The sequence below is a fragment of the Halobacillus sp. ABH2_015 genome, assembly GCF_056158945.1.
Window position 1 is genome coordinate 1624114 of sequence record NZ_JBSWUG010000002.1, and the last position, 26846, is coordinate 1650959.

General features: G+C 47.1%; 26 protein-coding genes. All 26 read left to right on the forward strand.

What is annotated here, in order from left to right:
* Positions 1-2064, forward strand: a complete 2064-nt coding sequence (gene infB / locus ACXAD6_RS08650) for a translation initiation factor IF-2 (RefSeq protein ID WP_474968526.1) — start codon at positions 1-3, stop codon at positions 2062-2064.
* Positions 2061-2339, forward strand: a complete 279-nt coding sequence (locus ACXAD6_RS08655; RefSeq protein ID WP_160835642.1) for a DUF503 domain-containing protein — start codon at positions 2061-2063, stop codon at positions 2337-2339. Before infB ends, ACXAD6_RS08655 begins: the two co-directional genes overlap by 4 nt.
* A gap of 27 nt (positions 2340-2366) precedes the next feature.
* Positions 2367-2717 carry a 30S ribosome-binding factor RbfA gene (gene rbfA, locus ACXAD6_RS08660; protein ID WP_027954248.1) on the forward strand — a complete coding sequence of 117 codons (351 nt, stop codon included), beginning with the start codon at positions 2367-2369 and terminating at the stop codon, positions 2715-2717.
* A gap of 65 nt (positions 2718-2782) precedes the next feature.
* Complete coding sequence (gene truB / locus ACXAD6_RS08665) at positions 2783-3679, forward strand: tRNA pseudouridine(55) synthase TruB (RefSeq protein ID WP_474968527.1); 897 nt, start codon at positions 2783-2785, stop codon at positions 3677-3679.
* A 15-nt stretch (positions 3680-3694) separates the two neighbouring features.
* Positions 3695-4564 (forward strand): hypothetical protein, encoded by an 870-nt coding sequence (locus ACXAD6_RS08670; protein ID WP_474968528.1) that lies wholly within the window; start codon positions 3695-3697, stop codon positions 4562-4564.
* Between the two features lie 128 nt (positions 4565-4692).
* Positions 4693-4962, forward strand: coding sequence for a 30S ribosomal protein S15 (gene rpsO / locus ACXAD6_RS08675; protein ID WP_027954250.1), 270 nt, complete (start codon positions 4693-4695; stop codon positions 4960-4962).
* 116 nt (positions 4963-5078) lie between these two features.
* The gene (gene pnp, locus ACXAD6_RS08680) at positions 5079-7205 is read left to right on the forward strand and encodes a polyribonucleotide nucleotidyltransferase (protein ID WP_474968529.1); all 2127 of its coding nucleotides are present in this window, start codon (positions 5079-5081) and stop codon (positions 7203-7205) included.
* Positions 7206-7347: 142 nt separating this feature from the next.
* Positions 7348-8268 (forward strand): polysaccharide deacetylase family protein, encoded by a 921-nt coding sequence (locus ACXAD6_RS08685; RefSeq protein WP_474968530.1) that lies wholly within the window; start codon positions 7348-7350, stop codon positions 8266-8268.
* Positions 8269-8280: 12 nt separating this feature from the next.
* A complete protein-coding gene (locus ACXAD6_RS08690; RefSeq protein WP_474968531.1) occupies positions 8281-8514 on the forward strand; it encodes a YlmC/YmxH family sporulation protein in 234 nt (77 codons plus the stop codon).
* 110 nt (positions 8515-8624) lie between these two features.
* The gene (gene dpaA, locus ACXAD6_RS08695; RefSeq protein WP_206932635.1) at positions 8625-9521 is read left to right on the forward strand and encodes a dipicolinic acid synthetase subunit A; all 897 of its coding nucleotides are present in this window, start codon (positions 8625-8627) and stop codon (positions 9519-9521) included.
* On the forward strand, positions 9521-10114 hold the full coding sequence (locus ACXAD6_RS08700; protein WP_027954255.1) for a dipicolinate synthase subunit B: 594 nt from the start codon (positions 9521-9523) through the stop codon (positions 10112-10114). Before dpaA ends, ACXAD6_RS08700 begins: the two co-directional genes overlap by 1 nt.
* Positions 10115-10218: 104 nt before the next feature.
* The gene (locus tag ACXAD6_RS08705) at positions 10219-11265 is read left to right on the forward strand and encodes an aspartate-semialdehyde dehydrogenase (RefSeq protein WP_474968532.1); all 1047 of its coding nucleotides are present in this window, start codon (positions 10219-10221) and stop codon (positions 11263-11265) included.
* 25 nt (positions 11266-11290) lie between these two features.
* Entirely contained in the window at positions 11291-12532 is a 1242-nt protein-coding gene (gene dapG, locus ACXAD6_RS08710; RefSeq protein WP_474968533.1) for an aspartate kinase, read from the forward strand.
* Entirely contained in the window at positions 12529-13410 is an 882-nt protein-coding gene (gene dapA, locus ACXAD6_RS08715) for a 4-hydroxy-tetrahydrodipicolinate synthase (RefSeq protein ID WP_474968534.1), read from the forward strand. Before dapG ends, dapA begins: the two co-directional genes overlap by 4 nt.
* 125 nt (positions 13411-13535) lie before the next feature.
* Positions 13536-14258, forward strand: a complete 723-nt coding sequence (locus tag ACXAD6_RS08720) for a ClpP family protease (RefSeq protein ID WP_474968535.1) — start codon at positions 13536-13538, stop codon at positions 14256-14258.
* Positions 14255-14461 carry a YlzJ-like family protein gene (locus ACXAD6_RS08725; RefSeq protein WP_474968536.1) on the forward strand — a complete coding sequence of 69 codons (207 nt, stop codon included), beginning with the start codon at positions 14255-14257 and terminating at the stop codon, positions 14459-14461. The genes ACXAD6_RS08720 and ACXAD6_RS08725 overlap by 4 nt, the downstream gene beginning before the upstream one ends.
* Before the next feature lie 127 nt (positions 14462-14588).
* Complete coding sequence (locus tag ACXAD6_RS08730) at positions 14589-16904, forward strand: DNA translocase FtsK (RefSeq protein WP_474968537.1); 2316 nt, start codon at positions 14589-14591, stop codon at positions 16902-16904.
* 501 nt (positions 16905-17405) lie between these two features.
* Entirely contained in the window at positions 17406-18131 is a 726-nt protein-coding gene (locus tag ACXAD6_RS08735; RefSeq protein ID WP_474968538.1) for a GntR family transcriptional regulator, read from the forward strand.
* Positions 18132-18235: 104 nt separating this feature from the next.
* A complete protein-coding gene (locus ACXAD6_RS08740) occupies positions 18236-19357 on the forward strand; it encodes a BMP family lipoprotein (RefSeq protein WP_474970390.1) in 1122 nt (373 codons plus the stop codon).
* Positions 19358-19475: 118 nt separating this feature from the next.
* On the forward strand, positions 19476-21002 hold the full coding sequence (locus tag ACXAD6_RS08745; protein ID WP_474968539.1) for an ABC transporter ATP-binding protein: 1527 nt from the start codon (positions 19476-19478) through the stop codon (positions 21000-21002).
* A complete protein-coding gene (locus ACXAD6_RS08750; RefSeq protein ID WP_474968540.1) occupies positions 21002-22048 on the forward strand; it encodes an ABC transporter permease in 1047 nt (348 codons plus the stop codon). The genes ACXAD6_RS08745 and ACXAD6_RS08750 overlap by 1 nt, the downstream gene beginning before the upstream one ends.
* A gap of 1 nt (position 22049) precedes the next feature.
* Positions 22050-23009, forward strand: a complete 960-nt coding sequence (locus tag ACXAD6_RS08755) for an ABC transporter permease (protein ID WP_474968541.1) — start codon at positions 22050-22052, stop codon at positions 23007-23009.
* A 134-nt stretch (positions 23010-23143) separates the two neighbouring features.
* Positions 23144-24430, forward strand: coding sequence for an EF-P 5-aminopentanol modification-associated protein YfmF (yfmF, locus tag ACXAD6_RS08760; RefSeq protein ID WP_474968542.1), 1287 nt, complete (start codon positions 23144-23146; stop codon positions 24428-24430).
* Positions 24430-25725, forward strand: a complete 1296-nt coding sequence (yfmH, locus tag ACXAD6_RS08765) for an EF-P 5-aminopentanol modification-associated protein YfmH (RefSeq protein ID WP_474968543.1) — start codon at positions 24430-24432, stop codon at positions 25723-25725. The genes yfmF and yfmH overlap by 1 nt, the downstream gene beginning before the upstream one ends.
* The gene (gene ymfI / locus ACXAD6_RS08770; protein WP_474968544.1) at positions 25715-26437 is read left to right on the forward strand and encodes an elongation factor P 5-aminopentanone reductase; all 723 of its coding nucleotides are present in this window, start codon (positions 25715-25717) and stop codon (positions 26435-26437) included. Before yfmH ends, ymfI begins: the two co-directional genes overlap by 11 nt.
* A 67-nt stretch (positions 26438-26504) precedes the next feature.
* Positions 26505-26765, forward strand: coding sequence for a DUF3243 family protein (locus ACXAD6_RS08775; protein WP_474968545.1), 261 nt, complete (start codon positions 26505-26507; stop codon positions 26763-26765).
* Positions 26766-26846: the final 81 nt, after the last annotated feature.

Sequence of the window (26846 nt, forward strand, 5' to 3'; positions counted from 1 at the left end):
ATGAGTAAAATGCGCGTATATGAATATGCCAAAAAGAACGAACTATCAAGTAAACAAGTGATTGAGAAACTCCAAAGCCTGAACATTGAAGTGACCAATCATATGTCTACATTAGAAGACGGATCAACTGAAAAGCTGGATAAAGCGTTTGGGAAGTCTGCAGGGAAGCAGAAGCAGGATAACCAACGTGGAAATTCCAAGCCGAACAACAATAATAAAAAGCCTGGGAACCAGAAATCCCGCGGGAACAACCAGAAGAGACAGAAGCCTTCTTCCCAGCAGCAGGCTCCGAAAAAGCATAAGAAGCAGCTGCCTGAGAAAATCACTTTTATCGGCAGCTTAACCGTCGGTGAACTAGCAGAAAAACTGGGCAGGGACTCTTCTGAAATCATTAAGAAGCTGATGTTCCTCGGCGTAATGGCAACAAAAAACCAGGAACTGGATCCAGAATCCATTGAGCTGATCTGTGAAGAATTCGGTGTAGAAGTCGAAGAAGAAATCGTGATTGATGAAACAGATATCGAGAACATGACTTTTGACGACGAACCGGAAGATCTTCGTGAGCGTCCAGCTGTTGTAACGATCATGGGTCACGTGGACCACGGTAAAACGACACTTCTTGACCAGATCCGTAACACGAAGGTAACCGAAGGGGAAGCCGGCGGAATTACCCAGCACATCGGTGCCTATCAAATTGAAGAAAATGATAAGAAGATCACTTTCCTTGATACTCCAGGACACGCCGCCTTCACAAGCATGCGTTCTCGTGGTGCGCAGGTGACAGATATTGCCATTCTTGTAGTTGCAGCTGATGATGGAGTTATGCCGCAGACAAAAGAAGCCATCAGCCACGCCAAAGCAGCGGAAGTCCCGATCATTGTTGCTGTCAACAAAATGGACAAAGAAGGGGCCAATCCGGACCGCGTCATGCAGGAGCTTATGGAGTATGAGCTTATTTCTGAAGAGTATGGTGGAGAAACGATTTTCGTTAAAATGTCCGCCGTTCAGGGAGAAGGTATTGACGAGCTTCTTGAAATGATCGTTCTTGTTTCTGAAATGGAAGAACTGAAAGCGAACCCTGAACGTCATGCGTACGGAACTGTTATTGAAGCAGAGCTTGATAAAGGACGGGGCCCTGTTGCCACCCTTCTTGTTCAAAATGGTACGCTGAACGTCAGCGATTCCATTGTTGTAGGTAACACATGGGGCCGTGTCAGAGCGATGGTCAACGATATTGGGCGCCGCGTGAAGACGGCAGGACCATCTACTCCTGTTGAGATTACCGGATTGAACAATGTTCCACAGGCCGGGGACCGTTTCCTTGTCTTTGATGACGAGAAGAAAGCCCGCTCCATCGGAGAAGCCCGTGCCCAGAAGCAGCTGGAAGTCAACCGTGGTTCCAACGCCAGAGTAAGCCTTGATGACTTGTTCAACCAAATCAAGCAGGGTGAAGTGAAGGAAATCAACTTGATCCTTAAAGGAGACGTTCAGGGTTCTGTAGAAGCACTGGCCGGATCTCTTGAAAAGATTGAAGTAGAAGGCGTGAAAGTTAAAATCATCCACACAGGTGTCGGTGCGATTACAGAGTCTGATGTAAACCTTGCATCTGCGTCCAATGGAATCATCATTGGTTTCAATGTGCGTCCTGACGGGAATGCTAGAAAAGCAGCAGAATCTGAGGATGTAGAGATCCGTCTTCACAACATCATTTATAAAGTTATGGAAGAGATCGAATCAGCGATGAAAGGGATGCTTGATCCTGAATTCGAAGAGAAGATCATCGGTCAGGTGGAGGTTCGCGAAATCTTCAAAGTGTCCAAGATCGGTACCATTGCCGGTTCTTATGTTACGGACGGTAAAGTCACCCGCAACTCCGGCATCCGTGTCATCCGCGACGGCGTCGTTATTTATGAAGGTGAAATTGATGCCCTGAAGCGTTATAAAGATGATGCGAAAGAAGTGGCACAGGGGTATGAGTGTGGAATTACCATCAAGAACTTCAATGACCTTAAAATCGGTGACATTATTGAACCGTATGAAATGCAGGAAATTGAACGCAAATGATAATAAGCGCAGAAGTGGATTGCTTAATCTATGATGCGCAGTCGTTGAAAAATAAGCGTGCTGTATTAAAAAGGATCAAAACGAGACTGCACAATGAATTCAATATCGCTGTCAGTGAATTGGAGTTTCAAAATCTCTGGCAGCGGACACGTCTCGGTCTGGTTACGATTGCCAGTGATAAAACAATTGCTGAGCAGACGATGCAGCAGGCGCTTACTTTCATCGATTCTTTTCCGGAAATTGAACGGACGGAAACACAGATTGAATGGCTGTGATGTTTTGTTTGGAAGAGGTGAATGAACATGAACGATTTACGTGCCAGCCGCGTAGGGGAGCAGATGAAAAAAGAGATGACGGATATCATCAGCAAGAAAATCAAAGATCCCCGCGTAGGCTTTGTCACCGTTACAGAAGTAAAAGTAACCGGTGACCTGCAGCAGGCAAAAGTATATATTTCCGTATTAGGGGACGACAAACAAAAGCATGACACGCTTGTTGGCCTTGCCAAAGCAAAAGGGTTCATCCGCTCTGAAATCGGGCAGCGGATCCGACTTCGGAAGACCCCGGAGATTATGTTTGAGTTTGACGAAGCCATCGAACGAGGAAATCGTATTGAAACGATTCTCCGCGATCTGAACGATACAGAAAGCTGATAGGAATCCGTGCTGCTACAGCACGGATTTATCTTTGAAAAAATAAGGATGCTGGAGGTGGGGGTATGGATGGAATTCTGCCGCTTTGGAAGCCGAGGGGCTTTACTTCCCATGACTGTGTAAGTAAGGCTCGCGGGATGCTGAAAACTAAGAAAATTGGACATACTGGAACACTGGACCCGGATGTGGAAGGTGTGCTTCCGCTTTGTGTCGGAAAAGCGACGAAAATCGTTCCTTTCCTCATGGATACAACGAAAGTATATGAGGCTGTCGTTACCCTTGGATACTCAACGGATACGGAAGATGCCTCCGGAAACACTGTAGAAACAAGCAGGCTGGACGAGCCGCCTGAAATTCAGGGTATAAATGAGGCTCTCGCCGCTTTTACAGGAGAGATCACTCAGACCCCTCCGATGTACTCGGCCGTCAAGGTGAATGGGAAAAAGCTGTATGAATATGCCCGTGAAGGAAAGACGGTTGAACGTCCTTCCAGAAAGGTATACATAAGTGAACTGCATGTAACATCTCATGATGCGTCTCTTGAAGATGGTACGTATTCATTCGGCGTTCGTGCCGTCTGCTCAAAGGGAACGTACATCCGGACGCTATGTGTGGATATCGGAAAAGCGCTCGGCTTTCCGGCTCATATGAAGAGTCTCATACGCACAGAAACGGGGGACATTCAAAAGGAGGACTGCTTCACTTTCGATGCCGTGCAGGAAGCAGTGGATCAAAACCGCAGTGCCGAGCTGTTGCTGCCGCTTTCCAAAGGGCTCTCACACCTCCCGTCGATTGATGTAGACGAAGAAACGAGAGATATGGTTAAGCACGGCCGTGTCCTTGACGAACCTGATGATTTGGAAGCTGATACGTTTACGATTCAGCACGGACAGGAAGTTGTGGCAGTTTATCAAAAGCATCCTACGAAACCGGGGTACATCAAGCCGGTGAGAGTATTTTAAAATTTTGTAAAGCGGGTGACTGCAGTGGAGACCTTTTACTTAACTTATAAATCTGCTGATTTTCCGGTTCCCGATCCTAACGTTATGGCCGTCGGCTTCTTTGACGGTATTCATAAAGGCCATCAGAAGGTTATTGAAGCAGCAGTGAACGAAGCTGGACGTACAGGTGTCCGCAGTTCAGTGATGACGTTTGATCCGCATCCCTCTGTTGTACTTGGCAGGGGGCGTCCGCACGTATCGTACATTACACCTGTTCAGGAAAAAGAACGTATCCTGAGCGCCATGGGCGTAGACTATCTGTTCATCGTAACTTTTGACAGGGAGCTCGCAGCCCTTTCCCCACAAGATTTTGTGGACCATTTTTTCGGGTCATTACAGGTGACGCACGTTGCTGCGGGTTTTGATTTCACTTACGGCCACAAAGGGAAGGGCACAATGGACGATCTTCCCCATTACGCAGCCGGACGTTTTACACAAACGACTGTAGCTAAAGTGGAGGAGGATAAAGAAAAGGTCAGCTCGACGAGGATACGCGGACTGTTGGAAGCGGGAAGTGTCCAGGAGATCAATCATCTTTTAGGGAGGCCTTTTTCTGTGGAAGGGGAAGTGTGGAGTCCCGGAAGCCGGAACGTCCGTTTCACCCCTTCCAAACAGTATTTATTTCCGGCGGCAGGGGCGTATTACTGTCACCTGAATATTCACAGGGAATCCCGCCCCTGCCTTGTTACCGTTCCGGAACAGGCGGATGCCGGCTGGACAGCAGCTTTGCTTGATGAACTTCCAGTGGAGAAAAGCACAGCGGCCCGCATGCAGTTTTCAGCACGGTCCGAAAGCCCAGAAGAGCCGGGCAGAGAGGATATTGAAAGATTTTTCGGCATAGAATAAGGGTTTCTCTTGCATTTCGCGACAAAAAATTGTACTCTTTAATATGGAACCTTCGCTTGGCGGTTCGTAACTCCGACGACCGCTCGGGGAATGGGAATTCTTAAATATTTACAGGAGGTGTAGTCAACATGGCTATCACACAGGAACGTAAACAGGAACTAATCAACGAGTACAAAACTCACGAAAACGACACAGGTTCTCCAGAGGTACAGATTGCTGTACTTACTGAGCAGATCACGACATTGAACGAGCACCTGCGCGCTCACAAGCAGGACCACCACTCCCGTCGCGGACTGCTTAAAATGGTAGGTAAGCGTCGTAACCTATTGAACTACCTTCGTAATAAGGACATTACACGTTACCGCGAGTTAATCAAGAGCCTTGGCTTGCGCCGTTAATGAGTGGAAAAAGCGGGAGTATTCCCGCTTTTTCTGTATGTTTACATACAGAAGGGTGTAAACTTACAATAGTCCCTTCAGTTGAATTAGAGTTATTGAGAGGAGTTTAGTTCTTTATGGCAGAAGAAAAACAAGTGTTTTCGATTGATGTCGCCGGCCGTACTTTTTCAGTGGAAATTGGTGAACTGGCGAAACAAGCGAATGGCGCAGCACTCATCCATTATGGTGATACAACGGTGCTTTCCACGGCAACTGGTTCAAAAGAACCGAAGGACCTGCCGTTTTTCCCTTTAACCGTAAATTATGAAGAGCGTTTGTATGCCGTTGGTAAAATTCCAGGCGGCTTTATTAAAAGAGAAGGACGTCCAAGTGACAAGGCTGTTCTTGCCTCCCGTTTGATTGACCGTCCGATCCGTCCTCTTTTCCCTGACGGTTACCGGAATGATGTACAGGTGATCAGTTCCGTGATGAGTGTGGATCAGGACTGTTCATCTGAAATGGCGGCAATGCTTGGATCATCTATTTCCCTTGGGATTTCAGATATTCCATTTGAAGGACCGATCGCCGGTGTCATCGTCGGCCGTGTTGATGGAGAATATGTGATCAACCCGACGGTGGAGCAGCAGGAAAAGAGTGATATCGACTTGACTGTTGCCGGTACGAAAGATGCCATTAACATGGTGGAAGCTGGAGCACAGGAAGTTTCCGAGGAAGACATGCTCGAAGCGATCATGTTCGGACATGAGGAAATCAAGCGTCTTGTAGCTTTCCAGGAAGAGATTATTGCAGCGGCCGGCCGTGAAAAGATGGAGGTCAAGCTGTTCGATCTTGATGCAGAATTGAAAGCGAAAGTAGAAGAACAGGCGAAGGCTTCTCTTGTAGATGCCATTAAGACGGAAGAGAAAAAAGCCCGTGAAACTGCAATCGATCAGGTGAAAGCCGATATTACTGCGCTTTATGAAGAGCAGGAAGCTGATGAGGAAACATTGAAGCAGGTCGGTTCCATTCTTGATGATATGGTGAAGACCGAAGTGCGCCGCCTGATTACGAAAGATAAAATCCGTCCGGATGGCCGTGGCGTCGATGAAATTCGTTCATTGTCCTCCCGTGTCGGGCTGCTGCCACGTACACATGGATCTGGATTGTTTACACGTGGACAGACGCAGGCATTAAGCGTATGTACACTTGGAGCTCTGGGGGATGTTCAAATCCTTGATGGTCTTGACCTTGAAGAATCCAAGCGCTTTATGCACCATTACAACTTCCCTAAATTCTCTGTTGGTGAAACAGGACCCATCCGCGGGCCGGGCCGTCGTGAAATTGGACATGGTGCTTTAGGTGAGCGTGCCCTTGAGGTTGTGATTCCATCAGAAAATGATTTCCCTTATACCATCCGTCTTGTTTCTGAAGTGCTGGAATCCAATGGCTCGACTTCTCAGGCGAGTATCTGTGCAAGTACACTTGCGATGATGGATGCGGGTGTGCCGATTAAAGCACCAGTAGCGGGTATTGCTATGGGACTTGTGAAATCCGGTGAGGATTACACGATCCTTACAGACATTCAGGGTATGGAAGATGCTCTTGGTGATATGGACTTTAAAGTAGCTGGAACAGCTAAAGGTGTAACAGCTCTTCAAATGGACATTAAAATCGATGGCCTTTCAAGAGAAATCCTCGAAGAAGCACTCGCGCAGGCGAAAAAAGGCCGTATCGAGATTCTTGAGTCTATGCTGGCGACGCTTCCGGAAACTCGTTCCGAGCTTTCTCAGCATGCACCGAAAATCATGACGATGAAAATTAATCCGGATAAAATTCGTGACGTTATTGGACCAAGCGGAAAGCAGATCAACCAGATCATTGATGATACAGGTGTTAAAATTGATATTGAGCAGGATGGGACGGTCTTTATTTCATCCACGGATGCCGGCATGAACGCAGCCGCTCAAAAAATCATTGAAGACATCGTCCGCGAAGTTGAAGTCGGCGAAGTTTACAATGGTAAAGTGAAGCGTATCGAGAAGTTCGGAGCTTTCGTTGAACTGTTCAAAGGCAAAGAAGGACTTGTTCACATTTCTGAAATGGCTGAAGAACGCATCGGTAAAGTGGAGGATATCGTATCCATCGGAGACTTTATCAAAGTGAAAGTAAAAGAAATCGACAATCAAGGACGTATCAACCTGTCCCGTAAAGCTGTTCTGATCGATGAGAAAAAAGAACAGGAATCCAACGTCGAACAATCCTAAACTTTAAAGAAAAGAAACTGGCTTGCCAGTCTCTTTTTTTTGCCTTTTTTTCCTTTGAAGCCAAAGTAGACGCCGGATCCTGTATGTTCTAAGGTCTAACATCCATCCTTCTTCCATACGATGATAGCAGGGGGGATTGTCCATGAAGTTCCGAACCGCTGCGGCAGGTATTATCATTCTTTCTTTTTTAACAGGTGTGGGACTGGCTGTTCTTACAACAGATAAAAACGTCCCTGTCTACAAGGAAAGCTCCCTGTACCAAAAGATCCTGAATGAAAAAGACCGCTATGAACTAAAGGCGGAGGATGCTGTGATCGATTCGGTATGGAAAAAAACACCGGGGATTTCCGGGCGTGAGGTGGATGTCGAAGCTTCTTATCGGAAAATGAAGAAAGAAGGATCTTATAAAGAGGACCACTTGGTATATAAGATGACCCGACCGGATGTATCTCTTGATGATCTGCCAGCTGCACCGATATACAGGGGGCATCCGGATAAAAAGGCGGTCTCGCTTTTTATCAATGTATCATGGGGAGAGGAATACATTCCGGAAATGATTGACGTGTTGAATAAGCATCAGGCTAAAGCTGCCTTTTTTATTGATGGGGCATTTGCCAACGAGTTTCCTCATTTAATACAGATGATTGAGGAAGAGGGGCATACCATTGGAAGTCATGGATACGGACACAAGGATATGGGGCGGATGTCAAAAGCCGAGGCAGCAGATAATTTGAAGCAGGCCGATGATATTCTCTTTGCATTAACAAAGCAGAAAATAGAATATTTTGCTCCTCCATCCGGCAGTTTTCTTATGGAAACGGTGGAGGCGGCAGATGAACTGGGGATGGAGACGATGTTGTGGACCGTGGACACGATCGACTGGCAGAAGCCAAGCAAAGACGTTCTTGTCACCCGGGTGCTCAATAAAGTACATAACGGGGCGACGATTCTGATGCATCCGACACAGGTGACCGTTGACAGTCTGCCGCAGCTTATAGAAGGCATCCGCAAAAAAGGGCTGCAGATCTCGGACCTGCCGAAAATGTTAAGTGAAGAAAGATAGGAGGGCATGGGGATGAGAATGAAGGCGATGGCAAAGAAAGAAGTCATTGATGTGGAAAACGGGGAGAAACTTGGGGTTTTGGGACGGGCGGATTTGATTATTGATCCAGATACCGGCCGGATCATTTCACTTGTCATTTTAAATCATGGGTTGATTGGAATTGGATCTTCCAAGCGGGAAATGACGATTGACTGGGAACAGATACAAACCATCGGCGAGCATACGATTCTATTGAAAAGAAAGTGATGGGCCGCAGCGTGTGCTGCGGCTTTTTTTGTTGGTGGTTGAAATCACTAACTCCGCATTCCGGCATAGGATACAAGGAGATAAGACATTAGAAAAAGGAGACATCCGGGATGCTAACAGGATACCATATTGCAGTTATTGGTGGCGATGCCCGGCAGATTGAGCTGATAAGAAAGCTTAATGAATGGGGTGCCGCCGTTTATCTTGCAGGATTCGACCAACTGAATGAAAGCTTCAGGGAAGCTGTCGACCTTGATCTTGATAGTAAGCAGGTAGAACAGCTCGATGCCATCATTCTTCCCGTACCTGGAACGGATGGGAATGGAAATATAGAGGGGATTTTCTCCAACCAGTTGATTCAATTAAAGGAAGAATGGTTAAAGAAAACACCTCCTCACTGTCAGATTTATACCGGAATCGCCAACGAACATTTATACACACTGGCAGAACGCGCGGACAGGAAATTAATCCCACTTATGGACCGGGACGATGTAGCGATCTACAATTCCATTCCTACTGTAGAGGGGACATTGATGCTTGTGATCCAGCATACAGACTTCACCATTCACGGGTCGAAAGTAATGGTGCTTGGACTCGGGCGTGTCGGGATGAGTCTGGCCCGCACTTTTCATCACTTAGGCGCTGACGTCAGCGTCGGTGTAAGAACAACGAGCAGCGCAGCGAGGGTGCATGAAATGGGGCTGACACCGATTGATATGAAAAGGCTGGAAGGTAGAGACATGTCTTGTGACATCCTGATCAATACAATTCCGTCACAAGTTGTGACACCGGGGATCATAAAACAGCTTCCTTCGCATGCCTTAATTCTGGATCTCGCTTCCAAGCCCGGAGGAACGGATTTTCGATACGCCGATAAGCGCGGGATTAGAGCACTGCTGGCTCCGGGTCTCCCTGGTATTGTGGCACCGAAAACAGCAGGCCGGATCATTGCTGATGTCGTTTCCAGGCTGATCCAGGATCATTCCAGAAAGGAAAATGAAGCATGATAAATTTAAAAGGCAGAGTCATTGGATTTGGATTAACCGGTTCTCATTGTACGTACCACGAGGTTTTCCCCGTTATGCAGGAGCTGGTCGATATGGGGGCCACCGTTGTTCCAGTGTTATCCTATACGGTTCAAAAAACAGATACACGTTTCGGGGAAGCCGCGGATCATCTGAAGAAAATTGAAGAAATTACAGGGGAAAAACCGATCATGACCATTCCGGATGCGGAGCCGCTCGGGCCTAAGCGTCCGCTTGACTGTATGGTCATTGCCCCATTAACCGGGAATTCCACAAGTAAACTGGCCAATGCTCTAACCGATTCTCCTGTATTGATGGCAGCTAAAGCTACTCTCCGAAATGAAAGCCCCGTCGTGCTGGCCGTGTCGACAAATGATGCGCTCGGACTGAATGGCATCAACGTGATGCGCCTGATGGCTACGAAGAATATTTATTTCGTTCCGCTCGGTCAGGATCATCCATATAAAAAGCCGAATTCCCTCGTAGCGGATATGACCCTGATTCCGGAAACCATTGAAGCAGCTCTGGAAGGAAAGCAGCGGCAGCCTGTCCTGATTGAAAGATATCCAAATTAATTAAAAGTTTCTTTTCAGTGATTCTTCCATTTATGATAAAATAACAAAAATAGTGACATGTTTTACTATTCTTACAATAAAACAGCGAAGGAAGGGTGCCGAAGATGAATGATACAAACCAATACAATATAGCCGTCGTAGGAGCAACCGGAGCGGTAGGCTTGAAAATGCTCGAAACTCTGGAAGACAGGGATTTTCCTATTGGAGAACTTAAACTCCTTTCTTCCAGCCGGTCTGCCGGTCAGAAATTAACGTTCAAAGGCAGAGAATATGTCGTGGAGGAAGCTGTACCTGAGAGTTTTGATCATGTGGATATTGCCTTGTTCTCTGCAGGGGGATCGGTTTCTAAAAAGTTCGCCCCTGAAGCTGTGAACAGAGGCGCAGTCGTCATTGATAATACCAGTGCATACCGGATGGCAGAAGGTGTACCGTTGGTCGTGCCGGAAGTGAATGAAGCGGATATTCAAAAACATAAAGGCATTATTGCCAATCCCAACTGTTCAACGATCCAAATGGTTGCTGCACTTGAGCCTTTAAGAAAGCAGCTCGGCCTCAACCGGGTGATCGTTTCCACCTACCAGGCAGTGTCCGGCGCGGGGAATGAAGCAGCTGATGAGCTGAGGGAACAGTCGATGGACTTTTTGAATGGCGAAGATCTAAAAGCAGAAATCCTTCCGGTTAAAGGGGACGAAAAGCATTTTCCGATCGCCTTCAATGCGCTGCCGCAAATTGACGTTTTTCAGGAAAACGGGTATACCTTTGAAGAAATGAAAATGATCAATGAAACGAAGAAAATCATGCATGCCCCGGATCTATCCGTCGCGGCAACGTGTGTACGTCTTCCGTTCTTTACTTCCCATGCAGAAAGTGTCTATGTTGAAGTAGAACAGTCCGGAGTGAGCGTTCAGGATATTCAGGATCTGCTGAAACAGGCACCCGGTATCACACTCGAGGATGATCCTTCCACCCAGACATATCCAACGCCGCTGACAGCTGCCGGAAAAAAAGATGTGTTTGTAGGAAGGGTCCGGAAAGATCTTGACCACGAGAAAGGGTTCCATATGTGGGTTGTTTCTGACAATCTCCTGAAAGGTGCTGCATGGAATTCCGTTCAGATTGCAGAGCGTCTTGTTGCTAATCAATGGCTGTAAACTTCTTATGAGTTGAGGTGGCCGAATGAAATTGATTGTACAAAAGTTCGGAGGAACATCAGTCCGGGATCTGGAAAGCAGATCCCGGGCTGTCCATCATGTAAAAAAAGCGTTGAATGAGGGTAGTAAAGTAGTGGTGACCGTGTCGGCTATGGGGCGCAAGGGGAGTCCGTATGCCACAGATACGCTGTTAAGCCTGATTCATTTTCCGGACATTGATGTATCACCAAGGGAACAGGATTTGTTGATGTCCTGTGGGGAGATTATCTCCTCGATTGTATTCTGTCATGAATTGTGCAAAGAAGGGATCAAAGCGGTTTCCTTGACTGGTGCCCAGGCTGGAATCGTTACCAATGATGATTTTACAAAAGCAAAAATCACGCAAATGAACCCAGGCCGCATTTACAGGGAATTGAAACAGGTGGATGTTGTAGTCGTCGCAGGATTCCAAGGGCAGACGCTTCAGGGAGAGACTACGACGATCGGCCGAGGAGGCAGTGATACAACGGCTGCCGCACTGGGAGCTTCACTTCAGGCGGAGTACATCGATATATTCACCGATGTGGAAGGAATTATGACCGCAGATCCGAGGCTTGTCGAAGGTGCCCGGCCCCTCCAGAGCATTACGTACAATGAAATCTGCAACCTGGCTTATCAAGGTGCCAAAGTCATCCATCCCCGTGCTGTTGAAATCGCCATGCATGCGAAAGTCCCCATCCGTGTAAGGTCGACCTATTCCGATTCCCCGGGTACATTGGTGACGGGATTGAGAGACCATGCCTCCGGCCGTGATTTAATTGAAAGAACGGTGACCGGGATCGCCCATATCAACGGGCTTACTCAAATTAAAGTTCAGTCCAAGGAAGACCCTTCCAAACTTCAATCCGATGTCTTCAAATCGATGGCATCCGCCAACATTTCTGTCGACTTCATTAATATCTCTCCAAGCGGCGTTCTCTACACCATCAGCGACCTCTATACGAAAAAAGCCCGCCGGATTCTTCAGGATATCGGTTACGAACCGGAAATTCGGGAAGGCTGTGCGAAAGTATCCACAGTCGGGGCAGGCATTACTGGGATTCCGGGCGTCACGGCCGACATCGTTCAAGCACTGACAGACAAAGGGATTCAAATTCTTCAGTCCGCAGACTCCCATACCACCATCTGGGTTCTGATAAAAGAAGAACATTTGATCCAGGCCGTCAATGCCCTTCACGACGTCTTTCAGCTGAGTCATACAACAAGAAAGGGAGAAATGCAGCCATGAGTTTTGGGAAAGTTTTAACGGCTATGGTCACTCCTTTCGATGAACAAAACCGGGTGGATTTTCATCAAACCTCCATCCTTATTGAACACCTCATAAGCAGCGGCTCCGACGGCCTTGTCGTAACGGGGACCACAGGAGAATCTCCGACGTTGACCCGAAGTGAAAAAATTTCCTTATGGAAGCATGTCGTCCAGGTCGTTCATAAGCGAATTCCGGTCATCGCAGGCACGGGCAGCAACAACACGAGGGATACGATTGAAATGTCCCGTCAGGCCGAAGCAGCAGGTGTCGACGCGGTTATGCTCGTAGCTCCGTACTATAACAAACCGGATCAGGAAGGCCTGTATTGTCACTTCAAAGCGGCAGCCGAATCCGTCTCTCTCCCCGTTATGGTTTACAATGTACCCGGGCGGTCCGTAACAAAAATAGAACCGGATACGGTCGTGAGGCTTTCAAAAATCAGCAACATAACATCTGTGAAGGAAGCATCCGGTGACCTCAATGCCATTGCCTCCATCGTATCCCGCACAGGCCCCGGATTTGATGTGTACAGTGGTGATGATCATTTGACACTGCCGGCCTATGTGATTGGCGCTACAGGCATCATTTCTGTAGCATCACACGTCATCGGAGATGAAATGCAGCGGATGCTTCGTCTGTTCGACCTTGGAAGAGGACGAAAAGCAGGAGCCCTGCACCGGGAACTGCTTCCGATCTTTGAGGGCATGTTTTCAGCGCCTTCCCCTGCACCCGTAAAAGCAGCCCTGCGCTGTATAGGTATTGAAACCGGCGGTGTGAGGCTTCCACTTCGTGCGTTGACGGAAGAGGAAGAGAAAGATATCCAAACACTGCTGGATCATTCTTCTGTACAGAGCTGACCGGCTGATAGGCCGGTCTTTTTCCTTTCCCATCCGCATTCCGCTCCCACAGCATTGGATTCTCTGTATGTTTCTTTCCGTTTTCAGTCATACTACGGGAAAAGAATGTGAAAGGAGCGGAACAGATGAAAGACGAACCTTCCAAAGAAAAAGATCCATCCAAATCCCAGTCATCCCTTGTTGACAAAATCCAGCAGCTTGGGCAGAGCAATGTCCCTCAGCCGGCAGATTCAAATATCCATGTCCTGCCGATCATCGGCCAGGTGGAGGGCCATGTCCAACTGCCTTCACAAAACAAAACGACTAAGTATGAGCACCTCATCCCACAGCTGATCGCTATTGAGCAGAACCCGAAAATCGAGGGTCTTGTCGTCCTTTTGAATACAGTGGGCGGCGATGTAGAAGCCGGATTGGCTATATCAGAAATGATTTCTTCGCTTTCCAAGCCGACGGTATCCATCGTGCTCGGAGGAGGCCATTCCATCGGCGTCCCGATTTCCGTATCAGCCGACTATTCATTTATTGTGGAAACAGCCACGATGACCATTCACCCGATTCGGATGACAGGTCTTGTTATCGGAGTGCCGCAGACGTTTGAATACATGGATAAGATGCAGGAGCGTGTCATCAGTTTCGTCACCAAGCATTCCAATATTCCCGAAGAAAAATTCAAGGAACTTATGTTTGATAAAGGCAACCTTACTAGGGATATCGGAACAAATGTTGTCGGTCAACAGGCGGTGGATCACGGCCTCATAGATGCAGTGGGCGGTGTCAAGGAAGCGATGGCTAAATTGAACGAATTGATTGAAAGCAATAAAAATGCGGACAGTCAGGTGGTCCAATGACGATTTTATATACCCCTCTAAGTGAGTATGATGTGTTTCCTGACGAATCCACCATGGAGATGGTGTATCACGAACACGAAGACTGTCCCATGATGTGCAGAAAGGGGCAGGACGGTAAAAAACAGATTGTCCAGATTCTCTCTACAGATCCTTCTCATTTTCTGGATCCGTCTTTACAGCCGGGTCAATGGTTGGACTCGTAACAAGAGGACAAGCTGTGGTATAATATAAGAACTGAATGGCGGGATGTCGGTCGTTTTTCTTCAGCAGTGTATGAAGGAAGCACCGGCATCCTTCTCTTTTCAGTTTTAGTCAGGAGGTGGAATTATTATGGCTGGAAAACGCAAAAAAAAGAAAAAGCAATCCAATTTGAAGAGCCATGTAAAATTTGAGCTCGTGGGTCTTTTGTTTCTTTTTCTTGCTGTGATTGGAAGCGGGGCATCAGCGATCAGCGATGGAGCCATCCCGGGTGGATTGGAAAGGTTCTGGCAGTTCCTTTTCGGCGTCTGGTATTTTATCGCCTCGCTGTTCTTTCTCATTGTAGGAATCTTCTTAATGGTGAAGAGAAGGTGGCCTTCGTTTTTACATAAACGCTTATTTGGTATTTATCTGATTCTTATATCCCTCATTCTGTTTACGCATCTGGAGACTCTGTCTGCTGATTTAGGAACAGGAAATGGATCCATATTAACGATGACATGGGAACGGATTACAGAAATGATGCGCGGAGAGCGCTCCTTCTACAGTGCTGGAGGCGGGTTGACAGGAGCTGTTCTATTATCCATCACCTATTATCTGTTTGCCCAGGCCGGGGCAGCCATCGTCGCCTTTTTCCTATTTATCACAGGCATATTGTTTGTGAGTGAATGGTCGCTGGGGGAGCTGTTTGCGGTCATTGGAAAGAATATGAAAAAACTGGGCCGTGAACAGGTGGCCAGAATGAAGAATCAAAAACAAGACCGGAAAGTGAAGAAAGAAGAAAAAGCAAAGGAACAGGAAGAAGAAGAGGAAGCTGTGGTCTATGACATCAGTGATTCGCCTTCCGTTGTGGAAGAAGAATCGAAGAATGAACCGATCATACAGGATTTCACAGAAACCGCCTATGCAGCTCAGGAAAAAGAACAGCCTTCTTCTACCAAGCCTTCAGCCGGTAAACCGGAATCTGATGGCAAGGACGCGGCGCTTGAAAAATCCATGCCGACAGCAGAACTGGAAAATCATGATTATCATCTGCCTGGAATTGAACTGCTGGATGAACCCACATCATCCCCTCAGAGCCAGGGGCGTTCACACATCCAGGCTACGGTAAGAAAACTGGAGAAAACGTTCCAGAGTTTCGGCGTGAAAGCAAAGGTAACCAAAGTTCATGTCGGGCCTTCGGTCACAAAATATGAGGTTTACCCGGATGTAGGGGTTAAGGTTAGTAAAATCGTAAACCTTAACGATGACCTTGCTCTTGCTCTTGCAGCCAAGGATATCCGGATTGAAGCACCAATTCCGGGAAAGTCTGCCGTCGGAATTGAGGTGCCGAATCAGGAAGTGTCGATGGTTTCTCTGAGGGAAGTACTGGAAACAGGCAGGTCAAATCCTGAATCCAAGCTCAGCTTTGCTCTAGGGCGCGATATCTCCGGTGAAGCCGTGATGTCCGAATTGAATAAAATGCCGCACATGCTTGTCGCCGGTGCGACAGGAAGTGGTAAGAGTGTCTGTATCAATGGCATTATTACGAGTATTCTTATGAGAGCAAAGCCCCACGAAGTGAAAATGATGATGATAGACCCGAAAAAAGTGGAACTGAATGTGTATAACGGTATTCCTCATCTCCTTGCGCCCGTTGTGACGGATCCTAAAAAAGCCTCCCGGGCCTTGAAAAAAGTGGTATCGGAAATGGAGCGGAGGTACGACCTGTTTTCTGATACCGGAACAAGGAACATTGAGAGCTATAATGAGTACATTAAAAAACACAATCAGGAACAGGAAGATGAGCAGCCGCAGCTGCCTTACATCGTTGTCCTGGTGGATGAGCTTGCCGACTTAATGATGGTAGCTTCCAACGAAGTAGAAGACGCCATTACACGGCTGGCCCAGATGGCCCGTGCCGCCGGCATCCATTTGATTATTGCGACCCAGCGTCCTTCGGTGGATGTCATTACCGGTGTCATTAAAGCCAATATTCCATCCCGAATTGCGTTCAGCGTATCCTCACAGACCGATTCAAGGACCATCCTCGATTCCGGTGGAGCCGAAAAACTGCTCGGCCGGGGAGACATGCTGTTCACGCCGGTCGGTTCCAACAAGCCGACACGTGTCCAGGGGGCCTTCTTGTCTGATGAGGAGGTGGAGCGGGTCGTGCAGTTCTGTGTCGACCAGCAGAAAGCCCAGTACCAGGAGGAAATGATCCCTGAAGAAGAAAGTGAAGTAAAACAGGAAGTGGATGATAATCTCTATCCTGATGCGGTACAGATGGTCATAGAAATGCAGAGTGCGAGTGTTTCCATGCTCCAGCGCCGTTTCCGTGTCGGGTATACACGGGCTGCGCGCCTGATCGATGCTATGGAGGATAACGGCATTGTCGGTCCTTATGAAGGAAGCAAGCCGCGTTCTGTCCTGGTATCCCAGCAGAGTGAGGAACAGCATACATCATGAAAAAAGACAGCCTGGTTAACCAGGCTGTCTTTTTTTAATAAGCTCTGTTAAAGTCTTTTGTTGATATTTTAAACGATTACTAAATCGTCTCCGCCTGGAATCAGGGGTCCGGTCCGTTGTTTACTCAGAGCATGGGATGGCAGGGAAAACCGTCCGCTTTCCGCGGCTCACGGTACCCCGCGGAAAGGGAGTCATTCCCAAGGCCGCCTCCTGCAAATCCAATGACAGAAAAGGGGGATAGAAGCTCACATGTTAACTAACAACACCAAGCAATAACAGCGCCTTTTAATAAGATGAACATGAAGAATGTGTTCAAAAATATGATTATTCTTAAAGTTTCACATTCTGTCAAAAATGAAGCAAAATTCATAAAAATGAACTAAGTCTATTTATTTATCTGTTGAATAGTGTTATATTATTGTCAAAATATGATGTGTCGAACGTCAGAGGTCAGATCACTGCTGTGACACTGGCTGATCCATAGATTCCGGGGTGAAACATATGTCAATCAAACAGGATACACGTCACCTTTATTTACAGGTGATTGAACAAGTGAAAAGAGATATTGAAAACGGTATCTTTAAAGAAAAGCAGAAACTGCCTTCCGAGTTCCAGCTTTCTAAATCGCTCGGTGTTTCCCGAGCTACTTTAAGAGAGGCGCTGCGGATTCTTGAAGAAGAGGGAGTCGTCACAAGACGTCACGGGGTGGGGACGTTTGTGAACCCGAAGCCTTTGTTTACGTCAGGCATTGAAGAACTCGACAGTGTGACAGGCATGATAACGAAGTCGGGGATGACACCAGGGACCCAGTATCTTTCTGCTGATTTAGTAGAAGCGACCGAAGAAGATAAAAAACGTTTTTCACCTTTGGATGTCGAGCACCTGGCCAAAGTGGAGCGTGTGCGGACAGCGGACGAGCATCCTGTCGTTTACTGCACAGACAAGATACCGGAAGGGCTGCTTCCCATTGATCAGATCCGAGAAGCGGACTCTTTGTTCAATGTACTGGAGAAATACACTGGAAAGAAGATCGGCTATGCCGTCACGCACATTGAACCGATCGGCTTCCATGACCGGATTTCACCAATTCTGAACTGTGAGCCGGATCAGTCGCTGCTCCTGCTTAAACAGATGCATTATTCCCAGGATGATATCCCGATGCTTTTGTCTTCCAACTACTTCAGGGCTGATAAATTCAGCTTTCACGTTTTGAGAAAAAGAGTGTAAGCGTTTACAATTTGATGACTTCAGGGAGGTGAGGCCTCTACAAACTGCCGTAAGTTTCTCTTGCTTCAACTTATACTTAAACCAATAGGGGGGTAAACGTTTTGTTGAAAAGTCGTTTTCTTATGGTATTTGTTTTGTTAGTAACGTTAGGAATGATCCTTGCTGCCTGTGGTTCATCAGATAGTGAAGAAAGTACTGGAGGAGATTCCGGTGAGAGCTCTGGAAATGAAGAGTCAGGCGGGGACGGCGGAAGTGGAGACTTCTCAGTGGCAATGGTTACCGACGTCGGCGGTGTTGATGATAAGTCCTTTAACCAGTCTGCATGGGAAGGTCTGCAGGCGTTCGGGGAAGAGAATGGATTGAGCAAAGGCGAGGGGATTGACTACGCTCAGTCTGAAAGTGATGCGGATTATGCGACAAACCTGAACCGTCTTGTTCGTCAGGATTACAACCTGATTTTCGGAATCGGCTACCTTCTGCAGCCGGCTATTAAAGAAGTCGCCGGGCAGTACCCTGATACAAGCTTTGCGCTTGTTGACTCCGTTCAGGAAGGGGACAACATTGCAAGCATCGTATTTAAGGAACATCAAGGTTCCTTCCTTGCTGGAGTTGCTGCTGCAAAGAAAACACAATCCAACCAAATTGGTTTCATCGGCGGGGTGGACGGAAGCCTGATCAACAAATTTGAAGCCGGTTTTGTAGCGGGCGTTAAATCCGTGAATGCGGATATTGATGTAGAAATTGAATATGCTGAGAATTTCAATGATCCAGAAAAAGGACGTGCTTTAGCCTCCAATATGTATTCCAAAGGTGTGGACGTGATTTATCATGCTTCCGGCGGAACTGGGAACGGAGTCTTCGCAGAAGCGAAGGATTTAAAAAATGCCAGTCCGGATGAAGACATATGGGTGATCGGTGTTGACCGTGACCAGTATGAGGAAGGCCAGATCGGTGATGCCAACGTTACACTTACTTCCATGGTGAAGCGGGTGGATATCGCTGTTCAGGATGTATCGGAGCAGGCGATGAACGGGGAGTTTCCGGGTGGAGAAGTCATTGAGTATGGTCTTGAGGACGATGCTATCAGCATCGCTGAAACAAATGAAGAAGCGATGACGGAGGAAATTACTTCTTCTGTTAATGAATGGAAGGAAAAAATCATTAACGGCGATGTAGAAGTTCCGAGCACTCGTGAAGAACTGGAATCCTTTGTAGACGCACTGTAGGGAGAAAAGGCTGGTGAGAGCCGGCCTTTTCTTATGTCAATGAAAATCATCAAATGAAAAGCTGTTCCGGCCCTTTTCCTTTGGTGATTTTTATAGGTCAAACGGGGGAGGAAGAGAGATGGAATATGTTATTGAAATGCTGAAAATCAGAAAAGAATTTCCAGGCATTGTTGCCAATGACGATATTACGCTCCGGGTTCAAAAAGGAGAGATTCATGCGCTGCTAGGCGAGAATGGAGCGGGGAAATCCACCTTGATGAATGTTTTATTCGGTCTTTATCAGCCGGAACAAGGCGAAATAAAAGTCCGTGGTGAACAAGTGAAGATTACGGATCCGAATACAGCCAACGCCCATGGTATAGGGATGGTCCACCAGCACTTTATGCTTGTCGATACATTTACGGTCACTGAAAACATCATTCTTGGCAGCGAGCCTAAAAAAAGCGGTACGGTCGACATAAAGAAAGCGGAAAAGCAGGTCGCAGAGTTATCGAAACAGTACGGGCTGAATGTAGACCCGAGTGCTAGAATCCGTGATATATCCGTCGGTATGCAGCAGCGTGTAGAAATTTTGAAAACGCTTTATAGAGGGGCGGATATCTTAATTTTTGACGAACCAACGGCCGTTCTGACTCCTCAGGAAATCAAAGAACTGATAGAAATCATGAACAATCTGGTGAAGGAAGGCAAATCCATTATCCTGATTACCCATAAGCTGAAGGAAATTATGGAAGTGTGTGACAGGTGTACAGTCATAAGAAAAGGGCGTGGAATCGGAACGGTGGATGTGAGCGGTACGACCCCTGATCAACTGGCAGCGCTTATGGTCGGCCGTGATGTCAGCTTTTCAACGAAGAAAACAGCCGCTCACCCGAATGAAGTCTACCTCTCTATTAAAGATCTTCATGTTAAGGACGGGCGTGGGGTCCACATGGTCAAAGGACTGAATCTGGACGTCCGGTCTGGAGAAATCGTCGGTATTGCCGGTGTGGACGGTAATGGACAGTCGGAGTTGATCGAAGCTGTTACAGGCTTGAGAAAAAGTGAATCAGGGACGATTCACCTGCACGAAAAAGTCATCTCCAATCTTACACCGCGGAAGGTAACCCAGTCCGGCGTCTCCCATATTCCGCAGGACCGCCATAAGTTTGGTCTTGTCCTTGATTTTCCGATTGGAGAAAATATGGTTCTTCAGACCTATTACAATGAGCCGTTTTCTAAAAAAGGTGTGATGAACTTTAAGAACATCTATAAAAAAGCGGCAGATTTGATCGAGGAATATGACGTCCGGACTCCTGATGCCTTTACAAAAGCAAGAGCTCTATCAGGCGGGAACCAGCAGAAAGCGATTATCGGCAGGGAAGTGGACAGATCACCAGATTTGATAATAGCCGCTCAACCTACAAGGGGGCTGGACGTAGGAGCGATTGAGTTCATTCATCGAAAACTGATCGAAGAACGGGATAAAGGGCGTGCCATTCTGCTGCTTTCCTTTGAACTGGATGAAATTATGAATGTCAGTGACCGGATTGCGGTTATGTTTGATGGTTCCATTATTCGAGAAGTAGCTCCGGAAGATACGAATGAGCAGGAGCTCGGACTGCTTATGGCTGGAAATACTGGTCAGAAAGCGGGGGGCGTCTAATGTTCTCCAACCGGATGATTAATATCTTGATCCCTGTGCTTTCTGTTATCCTCGGTCTTGGTGCTGGTGCTGTGATTATGCTTGTATTCGGATACAACCCGTTAGAGGGGTTCACAGCTTTATGGAAGGGGGCTTTTGGGGATTCCTACTTCTTTGGTGAGACGATCCGGCAGGTGACTCCCTACATCCTATCGGGGCTGGCCGTCGCTTTTGCCCTCAGATCAGGCCTGCTTAATATCGGCGTTGAGGGGCAGGTGTTTGTAGGCTGGCTGGCGTCCGTCTGGATTGGGATATCTTTTGAGCTTCCTATGGTCATCCATCTCCCTCTGGCGATTACTGCAGCGGCTTTTGCCGGGGCAGTGTGGGGCTTCATACCCGGACTTCTGAAAGCGAAATTAGGTGTCCATGAAGTGATCGTTACGATTATGATGAACTACATTGCTCTTTATGTCTCTAACGCCGTAATACGAAGTTTGTTGACCGATGGTGCTGACCGGACGGAAAATATCGCTGCTACTGCGTCATTGAAATCAGAATGGCTGGCTGAGATGACGTTTTATTCAAGGATCCACTATGGATTTATTATCGCCATTGCTATGGCGGTCGTCATGTGGTTTATATTGAACCGGACAACGAAAGGATTCGAACTGCGGGCCGTCGGGTTTAACCAGCATGCATCCAACTATGCAGGAATGAATGTGGGGCGGAACATTATAACCGCTATGGTCATATCCGGAGCTTTTGCCGGCCTGGCGGGTGCCATGGAAGGCCTTGGTACGTTTGGTTTTATGTCGATCAAATCAGGCTTTACAAATATCGGTTTTGACGGAATCGCAGTCGCCCTTCTTGGAGCAAATACAGCTGTAGGGGTGGTTCTTGCCGCCTTCTTATTCGGCATTCTGAAGATAGGTGCCCTCAATATGCCGACAGAAGCCGGTGTGCCAACCGAACTCGTAGAAATCATCATCGCTCTTATTATTTTCTTTGTAGCATCCAGCTATATGATTCGCTGGGTCCTTCTACGGTTCAAGAAGGAGGGGAAATAAAATGGAATTTATAGAGGTGTTCAGCCGTATCCTCGGATCCGCTGTTATTTTTGCAACCCCGTTGATTTTCACAGCGCTCGGCGGAGTATTCAGTGAGCGTTCCGGTGTTATAAACATCGGGCTGGAAGGTCTGATGATCATGGGGGCATTTGTAGGGATTGTCTTTAACCTGACTTTCCACACGGTTTTTGGTGCTGCAACTCCCTGGATATCCATGCTGGCGGCAGTGATCGTATCCGCACTGTTTTCCCTCGTCCACGCGGCAGCATCGATTACCTTCCGCGCTGATCAGGTTGTCAGCGGTGTGGCCATCAACTTTCTTGCTCTGGGCATCGGGCTGTTTCTTACAAAGCAGTGGTATGACAAAGGGCAGACAGACTTCATCAAGCAGCCTTTTTACTCTTCGGATGTTCCTGTTCTTAACGATATTCCTATTGTAGGGGAGATGTTGTTCAGTGGCTGGTACTGGACGTCTTACCTTGCTATTGCCATGGCGTTTGCCGCCTGGTTTGTGCTGTACAAAACTCCGTTCGGCCTTCGGTTGAGGTCGGTGGGCGAACATCCGATGGCGGCGGATACGAACGGTATTCATGTATACCGGATGCGTTATATCGGCGTGATGATTTCAGGTGCCCTGGGGGGACTGGGGGGTTCCGTTTACGCTATGACTGTAGCGTTGAACTTTTCTCATGGCACCATTTTAGGGCAAGGATTCATCTCGCTTGCCGCCGTCATTTTTGGAAAGTGGCATCCCCTTGGGGCTCTTGGAGCAGCTATCTTTTTCGGCTTCGCACAAAGCCTGAGCATTGTGTCCTCCGACATTGCCTTTTTAGAAGATGTCCCTTCGGTTTTCATGCTGATCGCTCCATATGTTCTGACGATTCTCGCACTCGCTGGATTTATTGGACGGGCGGAAGCACCTAAATCCCTTGGAGAAGCATATATTAAAGGAAACCGATAAATATCTGTCCGGTGCTTTGGTACCGGGCTGATTTTTTTACTTTTGTCCACATTTCCCTTACTATAAAACTTAGTTATAATGGATGAATATGGACATGTGCGTCTATACTACTAAAAAGTACAAGGAGGATGGAAATGAAAATTACAAAAGAAACGATACTCGAAAAAGATGGGTACCGTCTACATATTTTACCAAGTAAAAAGTATAAAACGATGAATATCGTAGCCAAATTCAAAGCTCCTTTAAAACGTGATGGAATTACGGAGAGGGCGCTTCTTCCGCATGTGCTTCAAAAAGCTACAAACCAGCACCCATCTGTAAGGTCCTTTCAGGCAGCATTTGAAAATCTTTATGGAACAGCTTTATCCAGTGATGGTTCGAAAAAAGGCGAAAACCATGTCATTAGTTTCCGGATGGAAGTGGTGAATGAATCCTACCTGAATGACAACGAACCGATTCTGGAGGAAGCATTCCAGCTGTTCCACAATGTCCTGTTTGATCCGAAAACTGTGGAGAACGGTTTTGACCCTGAAATCGTCGAGCGTGAAAAACAGACACTTGAACAGAAAATCACTTCTATTAAAGATGATAAGATGAGCTATGCCAACCTTCGTCTCATGGACCACATGTGTAAAGGGGAGCCCTACGCCCTTCACGTCCATGGGTATCAGGAGGACATGTCTTCCATTACTCCGGAATCGCTTTACACTTATTATCAGCAGATGATCCAACAGGATATGCTGGATGTATACGTAATTGGAGATATGGATGATAAAGATGTGGAAACATTAACAGACCGTTATTTCCAACGCAGTGGCAGCACGAACGAAGATAACGATCAGGTTTCTGTGTCCAAAGATGTCCAGGAATCTGCAGAGATCATTGAACGTGAAGAGGTCAATCAGGGAAAACTTCATCTCGGCTATCGTACATACACGAAGTTCGGTGATGATGACTATTATGCGCTGCAGGTCTTTAATGGTATTTTCGGTGGATTTCCGAGCTCGAAGCTGTTCATGAATGTGCGGGAAAAGCACAGCCTCGCGTACTATGCGGCATCTAGATTTGAGAGTCATAAAGGCCTTCTGCTTGTCTTCAGCGGGGTGGACCCGAAGGACTATGATCAAGCGAAATCCATTATTCTGGAGCAGATGGAAGCGATGAAAAATGGAGACTTCACAGTAGAGCAGGTGGAGGAGACGAAGGAGCAGGTCATTAATCAGCTGAAAGAGACGATGGATAATGCCAATGGATTGATCGAAGTGCTTTACCATCAGATGCTTTCCGGAATCGACATGCCGGCGGACCAGCTTATCGAAAATATCCGCGGAGTAACCAAAGAACAGGTCGTTCAAATGGCGGAAAAGATTAAACTGGACACCATTTATTTCTTAACAAGTCACGAGGGAGGGGAAGAGTGATGGAAGAGTTAGTCTATCAACAATTGAATGAAACGGTTTATCAGGAAACACTCGACAACGGTTTGAAGGTATTCCTTCTATCAAAGCCTGAAATGGCAAAAACTTTCGGGATCTTTACAACCAATTACGGTTCTATAGATCAAACATTCACGCCGATCGGTCAAGATGAAAAAGTTACAGTTCCAGAAGGGATTGCTCACTTTTTGGAGCACAAGCTGTTTGAAAAAGAAGACCGGGATGTTTTTCAGGATTTCACCCGCCTCGGGGCTTCTGCAAACGCCTTTACGTCCTTTACAAAAACCGCCTATTTGTTTACAGCGACCAGTCAGGTGGAGAAAAATGTCCAAACTCTGCTGGATTTTGTACAGGATCCCTATTTTTCGGAGGAATCGGTAGAAAAAGAAAAAGGGATTATTGCACAGGAGATCCGCATGTATGACGACCAGCCGGACTGGAGATCCTTTTTCGGAACCATCCAGAGCCTTTACCATAATCACCCGGTAAAAGTCGATATAGCCGGTACGGTGGAAAGCATTCAGGAAATAACGAAGGACGACCTATATACGTGTTATGAAACGTTTTATCATCCGTCCAACATGGTTTTATTCGTGGCCGGTAACATTGAACCTGAATCCATGATGACATTGATTCGTGAAAACCAGGGACAGAAAGAATTCCCTCCAGCACCTGAAATCAACCGTTCCTATCCGGATGAACCTGCTCATGCCGCCCGCAAGGAACATTCCATTACGATGCCGGTAACAACGGCAAAAGCCATGGTTGGTGTTAAGGAGGATGTCAGCGGGTTGAAAGGAGAAGAACTGCTGCGGCGGGAACTTCTTTCCGGCATGATTCTTGATTATTATTTCTCCAAGAGCGGAGCCTTTTATGAAGAATTGTACAAAGCGGATCTTATTGATGACAGTTTCCAGTTCGAAACAGAACTCGACCGTCACTTCGGCTTTACTATTCTTGGCGGCGATTCAAGAAAACCGGATGAAATGGCTGGCCGGGTGAAGGAAATGCTGCATGAATTAAAAGACATGCGGATAGCTGATGAAGACTTTACTCGTATGAAGCGTAAAAAAATCGGTCAATTCATGCGTGCGCTCAATTCACTTGAATTTATAGCGAATCAGTTCACTCATTACCATACGCTTGGTGTTGATCTATTCGAAGTGCTTCCGGTGATTGAATCATTGACAGCTGACGATGCTGAAGAATACCTCAAAGACTGGCTCAATGAAGAAGCCATTGCTGTTTTCCAGGTAAAACCACAGTCCAATGAATCGTAAACGCTGCCTTATCCTTGGAGCGAGCGGGGGGATTGGTGAAGCAATTGCCCACCGGGTCGTCGAGGATGGCTGGGCCGCAGGCGTGCAGTATTATACCAACGAAGAGAAAATCCGTTCGATGCAGCAGGATGTTCCGGAAGATCAATGGGCGGGCGCTTTTCAAGGTGATCTTTCGACAGAGGAAGGTCTGAATGCCTTTCTCGACCTGCTTCCAGCTGAATGGGATGCGGTTATCTTTGCCGGCGGCCATATGTACAGCGGATTGTTTCAGGATATGGATGCCGGGGATATGGACGCGCTGTATTATGTTCACGTGAAAGCCCTGTGGATGACAACCCGGCATATACTGCCGTATATGATTCAGCAGAAACAAGGGAATATCATCGTTATATCCTCCATTTTCGGTACAGAAGGAGCAAGCATGGAAGTTGCCTACAGTTCCGTCAAGGGAGCACAGAATGCATTTGTGAAAGGACTGGGACAGGAGCTTGCTCCCAGTCATATCCGGGTAAATGCGGTTGCTCCTGGTTTGATCCAGACGAAGATGAACGAACACCTTACTTTGGAGGACCTTCAGGCTCTCGAAAATGATATACCTATGGGTCGTGCCGGAACTCCAGATGAGGTGGCTGATGCTGCCGGATTTTTACTGGGCGGAGATTCCCGCTATATGACGGGACAGATTCTCCATGTCAATGGCGGCTGGTCTTAATTTCATGAATAAGACCTGTTCTTCCTTCTCATACTAAGCTTGAAAAAATTCAGAGGAGGGAACAGACATGTCTGTGCTCGATAATTGGGATTCTTGGAAAGACTTTCTTGGTGATCGTCTCCATCAGGCGGAAGGACAGGGGATTAATAACGGAGCCGTTTCCGAACTAGCGTATGAAATCGGAGGGTACCTGGCCAATTCTGTAGACGCTAAAAATAACGAGGAAGCCGTTCTTCGTGATTTGTGGAACGTCGCAGATGAAAAAGAACAGCATGCAATCGCTAATATGATGGTGAAGCTTGTTCAAAATAACGGTTCCCAGCAGTAATCGAAAAAAATCCGTACAATTTGTACGGATTTTTTATTTATGTATTTCTGCTATTTTTTTGCAGAGATCATAGTTCCCGCC

Excerpts from the sequence above, each read along its gene's own strand:
- infB (WP_474968526.1), top strand. The coding sequence starts at position 1 with ATGAGTAAAATGCGCGTATATGAATATGCCAAAAAGAACGAACTATCA.
- ACXAD6_RS08655 (WP_160835642.1), top strand. The coding sequence starts at position 2,061 with ATGATAATAAGCGCAGAAGTGGATTGCTTAATCTATGATGCGCAGTCG.
- rbfA (WP_027954248.1), top strand. The coding sequence starts at position 2,367 with ATGAACGATTTACGTGCCAGCCGCGTAGGGGAGCAGATGAAAAAAGAG.
- truB (WP_474968527.1), top strand. The coding sequence starts at position 2,783 with ATGGATGGAATTCTGCCGCTTTGGAAGCCGAGGGGCTTTACTTCCCAT.
- rpsO (WP_027954250.1), top strand. The coding sequence starts at position 4,693 with ATGGCTATCACACAGGAACGTAAACAGGAACTAATCAACGAGTACAAA.
- pnp (WP_474968529.1), top strand. The coding sequence starts at position 5,079 with ATGGCAGAAGAAAAACAAGTGTTTTCGATTGATGTCGCCGGCCGTACT.
- ACXAD6_RS08685 (WP_474968530.1), top strand. The coding sequence starts at position 7,348 with ATGAAGTTCCGAACCGCTGCGGCAGGTATTATCATTCTTTCTTTTTTA.
- ACXAD6_RS08690 (WP_474968531.1), top strand. The coding sequence starts at position 8,281 with ATGAGAATGAAGGCGATGGCAAAGAAAGAAGTCATTGATGTGGAAAAC.
- dpaA (WP_206932635.1), top strand. The coding sequence starts at position 8,625 with ATGCTAACAGGATACCATATTGCAGTTATTGGTGGCGATGCCCGGCAG.
- ACXAD6_RS08705 (WP_474968532.1), top strand. The coding sequence starts at position 10,219 with ATGAATGATACAAACCAATACAATATAGCCGTCGTAGGAGCAACCGGA.
- dapG (WP_474968533.1), top strand. The coding sequence starts at position 11,291 with ATGAAATTGATTGTACAAAAGTTCGGAGGAACATCAGTCCGGGATCTG.
- dapA (WP_474968534.1), top strand. The coding sequence starts at position 12,529 with ATGAGTTTTGGGAAAGTTTTAACGGCTATGGTCACTCCTTTCGATGAA.
- ACXAD6_RS08720 (WP_474968535.1), top strand. The coding sequence starts at position 13,536 with ATGAAAGACGAACCTTCCAAAGAAAAAGATCCATCCAAATCCCAGTCA.
- ACXAD6_RS08725 (WP_474968536.1), top strand. The coding sequence starts at position 14,255 with ATGACGATTTTATATACCCCTCTAAGTGAGTATGATGTGTTTCCTGAC.
- ACXAD6_RS08730 (WP_474968537.1), top strand. The coding sequence starts at position 14,589 with ATGGCTGGAAAACGCAAAAAAAAGAAAAAGCAATCCAATTTGAAGAGC.
- ACXAD6_RS08735 (WP_474968538.1), top strand. The coding sequence starts at position 17,406 with ATGTCAATCAAACAGGATACACGTCACCTTTATTTACAGGTGATTGAA.
- ACXAD6_RS08745 (WP_474968539.1), top strand. The coding sequence starts at position 19,476 with ATGGAATATGTTATTGAAATGCTGAAAATCAGAAAAGAATTTCCAGGC.
- ACXAD6_RS08750 (WP_474968540.1), top strand. The coding sequence starts at position 21,002 with ATGTTCTCCAACCGGATGATTAATATCTTGATCCCTGTGCTTTCTGTT.
- ACXAD6_RS08755 (WP_474968541.1), top strand. The coding sequence starts at position 22,050 with ATGGAATTTATAGAGGTGTTCAGCCGTATCCTCGGATCCGCTGTTATT.
- yfmF (WP_474968542.1), top strand. The coding sequence starts at position 23,144 with ATGAAAATTACAAAAGAAACGATACTCGAAAAAGATGGGTACCGTCTA.
- yfmH (WP_474968543.1), top strand. The coding sequence starts at position 24,430 with ATGGAAGAGTTAGTCTATCAACAATTGAATGAAACGGTTTATCAGGAA.
- ymfI (WP_474968544.1), top strand. The coding sequence starts at position 25,715 with ATGAATCGTAAACGCTGCCTTATCCTTGGAGCGAGCGGGGGGATTGGT.
- ACXAD6_RS08775 (WP_474968545.1), top strand. The coding sequence starts at position 26,505 with ATGTCTGTGCTCGATAATTGGGATTCTTGGAAAGACTTTCTTGGTGAT.